Source organism: Acetobacter sp. (genome assembly GCF_047721705.1).
Lineage (GTDB): Bacteria > Pseudomonadota > Alphaproteobacteria > Acetobacterales > Acetobacteraceae > Acetobacter.
Genome location: NZ_JBDNXK010000053.1, coordinates 1 through 11,068, shown reverse-complemented (window position 1 = coordinate 11,068; position 11,068 = coordinate 1). Strand labels below are relative to the sequence as shown.

At 59.3% G+C, this 11,068-nt stretch carries 10 protein-coding genes and 1 other RNA gene (1 of these 11 cut by a window edge); 5 read left to right on the top strand and 6 right to left on the bottom strand.

Going from position 1 to position 11,068, the window contains the following annotated elements; all coding sequences use genetic code 11:
• From ssrA to ABF824_RS10170, 4 genes are all read left to right on the top strand, one after another.
• Positions 1-52: a transfer-messenger RNA gene (ssrA, locus tag ABF824_RS10185) on the top strand; it begins 218 nt to the left of the window's first position.
• 161 nt (positions 53-213) lie between these two features.
• Complete coding sequence (locus ABF824_RS10180; RefSeq protein WP_415488624.1) at positions 214-747, top strand: SspB family protein; 534 nt, start codon at positions 214-216, stop codon at positions 745-747.
• Positions 748-792: 45 nt separating this feature from the next.
• On the top strand, positions 793-2,484 hold the full coding sequence (locus ABF824_RS10175) for a fumarate hydratase (RefSeq protein ID WP_415488621.1): 1,692 nt from the start codon (positions 793-795) through the stop codon (positions 2,482-2,484).
• 92 nt (positions 2,485-2,576) lie between these two features.
• On the top strand, positions 2,577-2,969 hold the full coding sequence (locus tag ABF824_RS10170) for a VOC family protein (RefSeq protein WP_415488619.1): 393 nt from the start codon (positions 2,577-2,579) through the stop codon (positions 2,967-2,969).
• Positions 2,970-2,978: 9 nt separating this feature from the next.
• Here the strand turns inward: ABF824_RS10170 and tyrS are convergent, their stop codons facing one another.
• The gene (gene tyrS / locus ABF824_RS10165; protein ID WP_415488617.1) at positions 2,979-4,250 is read right to left on the bottom strand and encodes a tyrosine--tRNA ligase; all 1,272 of its coding nucleotides are present in this window, start codon (positions 4,248-4,250) and stop codon (positions 2,979-2,981) included.
• Between the two features lie 98 nt (positions 4,251-4,348).
• The gene (locus tag ABF824_RS10160; protein WP_415488615.1) at positions 4,349-5,014 is read right to left on the bottom strand and encodes an alpha/beta hydrolase; all 666 of its coding nucleotides are present in this window, start codon (positions 5,012-5,014) and stop codon (positions 4,349-4,351) included.
• 513 nt (positions 5,015-5,527) lie between these two features.
• On the opposite strand from ABF824_RS10160, the gene ABF824_RS10155 reads away from it, so the two are divergent.
• Complete coding sequence (locus ABF824_RS10155) at positions 5,528-6,667, top strand: cysteine desulfurase family protein (RefSeq protein ID WP_415488613.1); 1,140 nt, start codon at positions 5,528-5,530, stop codon at positions 6,665-6,667.
• Here ABF824_RS10155 and hpnK read toward each other — a convergent pair.
• The 4 genes from hpnK to ABF824_RS10135 all read right to left on the bottom strand — a co-directional run bounded on the left by hpnK (position 6,626) and on the right by ABF824_RS10135 (position 10,968).
• Positions 6,626-7,474 carry a hopanoid biosynthesis-associated protein HpnK gene (gene hpnK / locus ABF824_RS10150; RefSeq protein WP_415488611.1) on the bottom strand — a complete coding sequence of 283 codons (849 nt, stop codon included), beginning with the start codon at positions 7,472-7,474 and terminating at the stop codon, positions 6,626-6,628. The two genes, ABF824_RS10155 and hpnK, sit on opposite strands and share 42 nt — an antisense overlap.
• 10 nt (positions 7,475-7,484) lie before the next feature.
• Positions 7,485-8,909, bottom strand: a complete 1,425-nt coding sequence (hpnJ, locus tag ABF824_RS10145) for a hopanoid biosynthesis associated radical SAM protein HpnJ (protein WP_415488609.1) — start codon at positions 8,907-8,909, stop codon at positions 7,485-7,487.
• Between the two features lie 158 nt (positions 8,910-9,067).
• Positions 9,068-10,261, bottom strand: coding sequence for a bacteriohopanetetrol glucosamine biosynthesis glycosyltransferase HpnI (hpnI, locus tag ABF824_RS10140; protein ID WP_415488650.1), 1,194 nt, complete (start codon positions 10,259-10,261; stop codon positions 9,068-9,070).
• Positions 10,262-10,347: 86 nt separating this feature from the next.
• Entirely contained in the window at positions 10,348-10,968 is a 621-nt protein-coding gene (locus ABF824_RS10135; protein WP_415488607.1) for an ABC transporter substrate-binding protein, read from the bottom strand.
• Positions 10,969-11,068: the final 100 nt, after the last annotated feature.

Sequence of the window (11,068 nt, the reverse complement as noted above, 5' to 3'; positions counted from 1 at the left end):
TAAGCGATAAGCGCGGTTCGGGAGGGCACCGGGCAACAGAAGCCCTCCCACTTTCATCAAAATCATTTCACCTCTGCGTGACAGCCGATGGTCTGCCTTGGCTTGCCATCAGGAAGCCTTTGCCGCATCCATGACAGGAGATGTAATAAGGAAGCCACAGGATGGATGTGATGCGCATGCGTCATAAAGTGGCAGCAGATAGAGGATTTTTCCATGGCAGATGATCACGACGATGACGGTGTAGGCACAGACCTCCCCGAGAGCGTGCTGCCCTATGATGTGTGGATGGAGGATGCTTACCGCGATGTGATGCTGCGTGCGCTCGAACATGTGAGCGCGGAAGGACTTGCGGGCGGCCATCATTTCTATCTGTCTTTCCGCACCGACTGGCCGGGCGTGGATATTCCATCGCGTCTGCGCGCCCAGTATCCGCATGAGATGACGATCGTGTTGCAGCACCAGTTCTGGGATCTGAAAGTGGACCGTGAACGGCACTGCGTCTCGGTCGGGCTGTCTTTTGGCGGAGTCGGTTCGATACTCACGATCCCGGTCGCAGCCATCACCGGCTTCGCCGATCCGCATATCCAGCTTTCGATGCGCTTCAATCCCAAGGAAGAAGAGCGGCACGAACTGGAGAAGGCTGCTGCTGTGGAAATACAGCCGGAGCCGGAAGAGGAAGCCCCCAAGGGGGATGCTGCGGTCGTGAGTCTCGATGCCTTTCGCAAGAAGGGCCCCAAGCCGAGCTGACCCCCTCGCAAGGCTTGTCCTGACGCCCGACTGGAGACCAAGACGATGACTGCCGAGACCACAGAGCTGAAAGCGCCGGAGCAGAAGGCGGCGGCGAAGACTTCCGCCATCAAGGAGTTTTCCTATGCGCCGCTGTTCCAGCTTGGAAAGGACGAGACTCCCTATCGCAAGCTCGATGTAGGCGGCGTCAGCACGTCGAAAGTTGGTGATCGGACTGTGCTGCATGTCCAGCCGGAGACGCTGGCGGCTCTGGCCTCCGAGGCGTTCAACGACATCGCCCATCTGCTGCGGCCTTCACATCTCCAGTCGCTCGCCAATATCCTTAAAGATCCGGAAGCGTCTGATAACGACCGGTTCGTGGCACTCGACCTGCTGAAGAACGCCTGCATCGCCGCTGGCGGTGCGCTGCCAATGTGTCAGGATACGGGAACGGCCATCGTTGTCGGCAAGAAGGGCCAGCGCGTCTGGGTCGAAGGCAATGACGACGAAGCCTTCGCTCGCGGCGTCTACAAGACCTACACGACGACCGCCCTGCGCTACTCGCAGATGGCGCCGCTGACAATCTTCGACGAGAAGAACACCGGCACTAATCTGCCCGTGCAGGTCGATGTCGCCGCCAATCCGGGCGATTATCACCCCGAGGAATACGACCTCCTGTTCGTCGCCAAGGGCGGCGGCTCAGCCAACAAGACGTTCCTGTTTCAGGAAACGCGGGCGTTGATCTTCAACAAGGAGACGCTGCTGAAGTGGCTGGAGACCAAGCTCCGCACGCTCGGCACGTCAGCCTGTCCACCGTATCACCTTGCCATCGTTCTGGGCGGCATGTCCGCTGAGCAGACGCTCAAGACCGTCAAGATGGCCTCCACGCATTACTACGATTCGCTGCCCGATAAGGGGAACGAAAACGGACAGGCGTTCCGTGACAAGGAAATGGAAGCCGAAGTCCTGAAGCTGACGCAAAAGCTCGGCATCGGCGCGCAGTTCGGCGGCAAGTATTTCTGCCACGATGTGCGGGTCGTGCGTCTGCCCCGTCATGGTGCGTCTTTCCCGGTCGGCATCGGTGTGTCCTGCTCGGCGGACCGTCAGGCCAAGGCCAAGATCACGGCGGAAGGCGTGTTCCTCGAGCAGCTTGAGCATGATCCGGCCCGCTTCCTGCCCGAGACGACCGACGAGCATCTGGAAGGCGAGGCGGTCAACATCGACCTCAACCGTCCGATGGATGAGATCCGCAAGGAACTGTCGAAATATCCCGTCAAGACACGCCTGTCGCTGACCGGCACAATGGTCGTGGCGCGTGACATCGCCCACGCCAAGTTCAAGGAGCGTCTGGAGAAGGGCGAGGGACTGCCGCAGTATCTCAAGGATCATCCGGTCTATTACGCTGGTCCGGCCAAGACTCCGGCGGGTATGCCGACCGGCTCCTTCGGTCCGACTACGGCAGGACGTATGGACTCGTATGTCGCCGAACTCCAGAAGGCTGGCGGTTCCTACGTGATGCTGGCCAAGGGTAACCGTTCCAAAGCCGTGAAGGATGCCTGCCAGACCTATGGCGGTTTCTATCTCGGTTCGGTCGGTGGTCCGGCGGCACGTCTGGCGAAGGACTGCATCCGCAAGGTCGAGGTTCTGGAATATCCTGAGCTTGGCATGGAAGCGGTCTGGAAGATCGAAGTTGAGAACTTCCCTGCATTCATCGTCATTGATGACAAAGGTAACGATTTCTACGCCGGCCTGACCTGACGAATGCGTAATGCCGGGGGTTGCTTTCCCCCGGCGTTCCTTCTCAATAGGCAGAGGAAAATATCCGCATCCCAGAGTAAGGTTCCTGCTTCATGCGCTTCACTGTCGATCGGCTGGATCATGTTGTTCTCACCGTTCGTGATGTCGATATATCAGCATCCTGGTATCAGCGCGTTCTGGGGATGGAGCGGGAAGAATACGGTCGCCACAACCGCACAGCGCTGAAATTTGGCGGCCAGAAGCTCAATCTTCGCCCGGAAGGAATGGATGGCTGGGAAACGGCCGAGTTCGCGACCTGCGGTTCCTGCGACCTCTGTTTCATCACGGCTGTCGCCAGTGAGGATGTAATCGAACACCTGAAGGGATGTGGCGTGGATGTGGTCGAAGGCCCCGTCGCACGTCTTGGCGCGCTGGGGCCCGTCACTTCCGTTTATTGCCGCGACCCGGACCATAACCTGATCGAGATCGCATCCTATCAGGGGTAACGCCGCAGCCTAGCTGTCGGCGCGCACCAGAATATGGTGCTTCTTCCCTGATGACAGCTTGATCGCGCCATCCACGGCGTCCGCCAACGAGACGACCAATCCTTCATCCTTCACTGGCACGTCGTTGACGCGTGCCCCTCCGCCACGAATAAGCCGTCGTGCCTCACCGTTGCTGGCTGCCAGTCCTGCTTCCGCGAAAAGGCGGAAAGCGGGGATGCCGGCTTCCAGATCAGCGCGAGGCAGTTCGCGTGTGGGAAGTGCGGCGGGTGCTGCTCCGGTTTCGAACACAGTGAGGGCTGTTGCTGCCGCTTCTTCTGCCGCCGCGCGACCATGACATAGAGCCGTCGCTTCCGTGGCAAGAACCTTCTTCGCCTCGTTGATGCTGGCCCCTTCAAGCGCGCCGAGATGATCACACTCTTCAACCGGCAGGTCCGTGAACAGCTTGAGGAAACGCCCGACATCGGCGTCTTCCGTGTTGCGCCAGAACTGCCAGTATTCGAACACCGGCAGTTTCGCGGCGGAAAGCCAGACCGCGCCCTTCGCGCTCTTGCCCATCTTCGCCCCGGAAGCTGTGGTGAGGAGGGGAGCGGTCAAGCCGAATACCTGCTTGCTGTCCGTGCGGCGCACAAGGTCGATGCCCGAGACGATATTGCCCCACTGGTCCGAGCCGCCCATCTGAAGCGTCACGCCATAACGCCGGTTCAGTTCACGGAAATCATAGGATTGAAGGATGGAGTAGTTGAATTCGAGGAACGTCAAACCCTGCTCACGCTCCAGCCGGGAGCGGACAGAGTCAAAGGACAGCATCCGGTTGACCGAGAAGTGGACGCCCACTTCGCGCAGCAGTTCGATGTAGGAAAGTTTGTCCAGCCAGTCGGCGTTGTTGGCCAGAATCGCGTCGGACGGCCCTTCGCCGAAGGTCATCATCTGACGCAGGCTGGCTTCAATCCCCGCGATGTTTTTGGCAATCGTCTCGTCCGACATCAGCGAACGCGCTTCCTCGCGAAAAGACGGATCGCCAATCTTGGCTGTACCGCCGCCAAGAAGAGCGACCGGACGGTGTCCGTGCTTCTGAAGCAGACGCAGCAGCATGATCTGGGTGGCAGACCCGACATGCAGGCTGTCAGCTGTCGGATCGAAGCCGATATAGCCCGTGACAGGTCCGGCGAGCATGGTCGCATCAAGCGCTTCCGCATCCGTGCACTGGAAGAGGAAACCGCGAGCCTGGGCTTCGCGCATGAAAGGGCTACGGAAATCTGTGGGAGAGGTCTGCTCTGTCATCACCGGTCCTGTTCGTCTCGCGGCGTTGCTTTACCACGAGGAACCGGCGGACGGAACCGCAGGACAGTGTCGAGGGAAACTGTCCTGCGAAAGTTCGATCAGTCTGCGGCGAGGGCCAGACTGCGACGGGCCATGACGGTGCTCACATGGTCTTCGAGCGCGTCAACGACCTGATCGGCCTGCTTGGCGAAGATATGGTCGGCATCCGGGAAGATGCGGTAATCGACCTGCACGTTCTTCTGCGTGTTCAGCTTGTCCACCAGCTTGTGGATGGCGGGTTCTGGCGCGAGATCGTCCTTGCCGCCGGCAATCATCAGACCGCCGCAGGGGCAGGGGGCGAGGAAGCCGAAGTCGTAATGCGCGGCCGGAGGGGCCACGCTGATCCAGCCCGTGACTTCCGGGCGACGCATCAGGAGCTGCATGCCGACGAATGCGCCGAAGGAATAACCGGCGATCCACAGGGCGCTGGCGTTCGGATTGACGGCCTGCATCCAGTCGAGCGCGGCCGCCGCATCGGAAATTTCTCCGATACCGCCATCATAGCGCCCCTGCGAGCGACCGACGCCACGCGAGTTGTAGCGCATGACCGAGAAGCCCATTTTCTCGAAAGAACGATACATCGCATAGGTGATGCGATTGTTCATCGTTCCGCCATGCAGCGGGTGCGGGTGAAGCACAAGCGCGAGGGGCGCGTTGGGCTCGTTCGAATGGTGGTAACGTCCTTCAAGGCGGCCATCAGGGCCGGCGAACATAACCTCAGGCATTATGTTTCCGCAGTCTCTGGCTTCCGTCCCGGGGCATGACAGGAAACCGGTTTAGAGGACTCATCCGACAGAGGGCGATGCCTCGCACACTCGTTCGGGCTCGAAAATCCATTCCGGAAAAGGAAACTTCCGGGCGCAGTGTCATGATGTTTTCACTTGCGTGTCATGGCGGAACGCTTAATCTACCACGTATAACGGGCGAAGAAGCGTATGAACCGCAGTGAGCAAGGAAACTGTGCTCTGCGTCTTTTGCAGCCCTCATCCCTTCCGATATGAAGCGATTGGCGTATGGTGCTTCCACCATCTTGTAGAAGCCAGATTGGCAGGTTGACGCGACTGCACAGTCACCCCGTTCATTCCTAACTTTGTAGCATGTTGCGTTTTCGCAACATATATGTGCCATCGTGAACACAACAATTCTTTTGATCGAATCGTGTTCTGTCGGCCACATATAGCGGGGTCGGGACGCAATATGCCACATAAATCGTATTATTGTGATGAGTCTTGGATTCGATGATTTATCTGGATGCCAATGCGACGGAACCTCTGCGGCCAGAAAGTCGGCTGGCCGCACTGGAGGCGCTTGACTGCGTTGGCAATCCTTCTTCGCCCCATAAGGCAGGACGGGCGGCGCGCGCACTTCTTGATGATGCGCGCAAACGTGTGTCCACTCGACTGGGCGTTCATCCGGACAACTGCGTGTTCACCTCGGGGGGCACTGAAGCAAACACGTTGGCCGTGAAAGCTGTGGGACGGAACCGGCGCATTCTCATCGGTGCGACCGAACATGATGCCGTGCGCAAGGCGGCGGACGATGGCGAACTGGTCGAATGGCTCCCCGTGTTACCAGACGGGACCATAGACCTTGCCGCGCTGGAAAAGACACTGGCTCGCAGTGAGGCGGCGGCTCTTGTCTGTGTGATGTTGGCCAATAACGAGACTGGGGTCATCAATCCTATCGAAGATGTTGCGAGCTTGTGCCGTAAGACAGGGGCCTGGCTTCATGTCGATGCCGTGCAGGCCGTAGGGCGTGTGTCGGCGGATATCGGGACGCTGGGTGCAGACAGTCTTGCGCTCTCAGGACACAAGTTCGGTGGCATGAAAGGGGCAGGAGCTTTGCTGTTGGCCGGTGATGCCCCCGTTGTGCTGCACCCGATGCAGGCTGGTGGTGGGCAGGAGCGCGGGCGACGCGGCGGGACGCAGGCGCTGCCAGCGATTGTCTCGCTTGCCGCCGCCCTGGACGCGGCGCTTGATCAGCCTGTGGATTTCACTGGTTTGCGTGATCGGATCAACGCAGCGGCTTCATGCTGTGGCGCTACGATATGTGGCGAAGATGCGCCGCGCCTTCATAACACCTCCTGCATTGCGTTGCCGGGCGTGCGCAGTGAAGCGCAGCTGATTGCGCTTGATCTGGAAGGGTTCTGCGTGTCGGCCGGTTCTGCGTGCTCGTCAGGCAAAGTTGGCGGTTCGCACGTGCTGGCGGCAATGGGGCTGGGTGATCTCGCCGGGAATGCGATCCGCGTTTCGCTGCCGTGGAATGTGACGGAAGCGGATGTCTCGGGCTTTATCGCTGCCTATGAGCGTATGGCGCGACGACAGAGTGCCCGAAGTTCAAGGGCGCAGATCGCTCCAGCCGATCAGATCGGTATGTGAATCAGCCAGACCGGCGCGAAAGCCGGGGCTGCACAGCGCCGCCAGTTCGGCTTCATGCTCGTACGTCGGCATGAGTTTCTGAAGTAGCGCATTCTTGTGCGTGGCGGGATGGAAATAGATTTCCGAAACACCGTCCGGCAGATGGGCCGCCAGAGCTGCGACCCGATCTGCTGTCATGTGGCCGCTCCACTCAATGCCGAAACACCAGTCGTTCGTCACCATACCGGCGGAACGTGCCTGCCAGCGTAGCAGCTTCGTCCAGCGACGGAGCGCTGCGGCTCCAAAGCTGTCCACATAGGTGCCCGCGGCCATCAGTGGCTCGGGCGGTTCCAGCGGCACGCGCACGGCGCGAAGCCCGTGCCGCTTGCCGCTTTCGATCATCAGTTTTCCGACAGTGGGATGTAGGTGCATGTGCTTGTGGGCATTGGCGTGGTCGAGCGTGAGGCCCGTTCGCGCAAAGGCTGCGAACTGCGCTTCGATCTCGGCTGCAAGCTGCCGTCGCACATCCGGTCGGAAGAAATAATTGATGCCCAGCTTCAGCTGATCGGATGGAAACTGTCCATCAGGAGAAACCAACAGCGGAATTTCGGCAGGAGGAAGGACGCACGGCCCTTCGATCACCACCAGATGGAGCCCGACTTTCAGTGTCGGGATCCGTTTGGCTCGTTCGATGGCGTCCTCCACCGCAGGACCGGCCATCATCAGGCTGGCTGTGGAAAGAACGCCGTCGCGGTGCGCGATCTCGATCGCTTCGTTGACTTCGACAGACATGCCGAAGTCATCGGAGGAAATGATCGCGCGCCGCATGGTTGTCGGATCAGGCCGCGTGACGGTCGCGCAGGAAGTGGAAGAACTCTACGCCTTCACGCAGACGACGCTTCATCATCTGCGGGCTACGCACCATCTCGCTGACGATGGAGGCGATCTTCGGAGCGCGGAAGTAGAACTTTTTGTAGAACTCCTCCACGCCGTTGAAGATTTCCGTGTGCGACAGGTGCGGGTAGTGCAGCGGAGCCATCTGCACGCCGTTCTCGTCGATCAGTTCGGCATGGGACTCATCGAACCAGCCATTCTCGACCGCCTGCTTGTGCAGGGCCGTGCCGGGATACGGCGCGGCGAGTGACACCTGCAACGTGTGCGGGTTGATGTCCTTGGCGAAGTTGATGGTTTCCTGAATGGTCTCCTTCGTCTCGCCCGGCAGGCCGAGAATGAAGGTACCGTGGATCTTGATGCCCAGCTCGTGACAGTTCTTGGTGAACTCACGCGCCACTTCGACGCGCATGCCCTTTTTGATGTTGTGAAGGATCTGCTGGTTGCCGCTCTCGTAACCGACGAGCAGCAGACGCAGGCCGTTGTCCTTCAGAATCTCAAGGGTCTTGCGGGGAACATTGGCCTTGGCGTTGCAGGACCACGTCACGCCCAGCTTGCCCAGTTCCTTGGCGATGGCCTCGGCGCGCGGCAGGTCGTCGGTGAAGGTGTCGTCGTCGAAGAAGAATTCCTTCACCTGCGGGAAATACTGCTTCGCCAGACGGATTTCGGCCGCCACATGCTCGGGGCTGCGGGTGCGGTAATGGTGGCCGCCGACCGTCTGCGGCCACAGGCAGAAGGTGCAGCGCGATTTGCAGCCTCGGCCGGTGTAGATCGAGATATACGGGTGCATCAGGTACCCGATGAAATAATCCTCGATCTTGAGGTCGCGCTTGTAGACCTCGGTCACGAACGGCAGGCTGTCCATGTTCTCGATCATGGCGCGGTCACGGTTGTTGACGATCACGCCCTCGCTGTTGCGATAGCTGATGCCGTCCACGTCCTTGAACTCACGGCCTTCCGCGATTTCCTTGATCGTGAAGTCGAACTCGTTGCGGGCGACAAAGTCCACCACCGGAGCCTTGAGGAGGCTTTCTTCCGGCTGAACTGCAACCTTCGCGCCGACGAAACCGATCTTGATGTTCGGATTCACGTCCTTGATCATCTGCGCGACTTCGACGTCCTTCGTGAAGGACGGGGTCGATGTGTGGATGATGACCAGATCGCGGTTCTTCACATCCTCAAGAATCGGCTCCATGCCGATACCGGCCGGAGGTGCGTCAATCAGACGGCTGCCTTCCACGAGTGCGGCAGGCTGGGCAAGCCATGTCGGATACCAGAAGGATTTGATCTCGCGCTTGGCCTGGTAGCGCGAACCGGCGCCCCCATCGAACCCGTCGAAAGTGGGAGGCTGCAAAAACAGGGTCTTTAACATTGCGCGAAATCCTTACTTGGGCATTCGCCGAAACAAAAAGTTGCAGACGGGTATCGCCAGAACTGGCGGGTTGCAAGTGTCAGCTTGCAACACTCGGTCTCAAGAACGGCATGACGCCGGTTCTGTATCCTGTCCCGGTTGGGCACGAGAAGCGTGCTTCATGGCGTATCACCGGGAGAAAGTGGGGTTCGACTGGGTGGAATGGAAGAGGCAGCGACAGGGCGATGCGACGAAACGCGCATCGTATGGCCGCGCCACGCAACCTGCGAGCCTGTCATACTGCCAACCATGATGATTGCTGACAGCCAGTCTCGGAGGGGGAGCAGCAGAAGGGGAAGCAGCGACCGCTGTCCCACACAGAGATCCGTCACGAACCCGCAGACGGCGCGTGCGCCCCAACCCAGCAGGAAGAGCGTGAAAGGCCACTGAGCATGGGGCTGCAACAGCATGGCGCAGGAGAGCCAGAAAAGCGGAAGCTGGATACAGGATGCCAGATAACCGAACGGGGCCAGTGCACGGACAGTGCGGCCCCAGCGCAGTTCATGGCTCAGTAATTCGGAGAATGTCGTCTCGCCTATGGTGGTCCATGTCATGCAGCCTGCGATGGCGATGTCATGATGATGGGCCCGGACAAGTCTGCCAAGCACGGCATCGTCGGCCACGTGGGAGACAAGCGCCTGAAAGCCACCGACCTCGTCCAGCATTTCCCGTGAGAGCGCCATCGTGGCGCCAAGACAGTCCTGTCTGCCCAGATAACGGGAGAGGAGGACGCCTGGCAGAAAATTGTGATTGATCTGGCAGGAGGAAAGCAGGCGTGGAAGCCTGTTGCTGGCCGGAAGGCCTGCGTAGATCGTCGTCACCAGCCCGATATTGGGTTTTCTGAAAGCGCTTACCACCTGCTGCAGATAGTCCGGTGCGACATGGATATCTGAATCGGAGATGACCAGAATATCGTGCTTGGCCGCCGTCAGCATATTGATGAGATTGCCGACCTTCCGGTTTTCCCCGTGTTGCGCGCCATTGACCACCAAGCAGGAATCGATGCCCGGATGGCGATGTCGGAGACGCTCGACGACGGCGATTGCCGGATCGTTGGCGCGTTGAACGCCGAACACGATCTGGAAGGCCGGATAATCCTGCGTGAAAAAGCTTTCGAGTGCTTCTTCAAGGAGCGGTTCATCCCCGTGAAGAGGCTTCAGGATTGTGACGGGTGGGACATGGTCCCGTGCTGGAGCCGCGCTCCGCTCCTCTCTGGTAAAACGTGCGACCAGAGCAGTGCCGAGAGCAGCCTGCACGCAGCCTGCGATACCGAAAGCATCACAGAGAAGAGCAAAATCGTGAAAGAAGGACATCAAGATTGCCAGATCGCTGTCGGACAAGGCTGCTGCGTCCTGTCGGACTCAGTTCTGCGAAATGACAGCCTTGATGGCATCGACTCTTATTCCTCCGAGAAAGTCTTCACTTTCTGGCTCAGAACGGTGATCAGGCCGTTCACCCCACCGGATGCCAGAGTAGAGCCGAAATCCGAACGCTGGGCAGCGGCTTGGCTGATATGCCCGTCAAGAAGCACATCGACAATCTTCCAGCTGCCATTTTCCTGACGCATAACATAATTTATGTCGCGCGCCGTGCTGAAGTCGTCCGCAGGACCGATTTTGGTGGAGACGATGCGGTCGCTCCCGACTGGCGAATTACGCACATCCGGGGAGAGTTCGAACTTGGCGTTGGAGCCGGGCTTGAAGCTCGAAAGATAGCGGGCGATCGTATACTCGCGGAACGTCGCCAGAAGCTTCTGCTTTTCCGCATCCGAAAGCTGCATGTAGCGGCTGGCGCCTACAGAAGAACGCAGAACGGCCTCAAGGTCATAGGTCTGGTCAATGACCGGGGCGAGCTTGGCGGTGCGCGCAGCGAAGGATCCCGAGTTTTCGCGCTGAATGCTGTCAAGCGCCTGATCCAGAGATGCGATGGGGGCGGTCTGCGCATGCGCGGGCATGCCCGCGAAAAGGAGAGAAGTGCCGAGTGCGAGAGCGGAAAGAGTCGGAAGGCGCAGTTTTCTCATCTTATTATGCTCCTGATACCATTCTCTGAGACGAAGAAAGCTCTTCGCTCACCCCCAACGCGTTGAGAGCTGTTTTGACGATGTATGGCGCGTTGAGTTG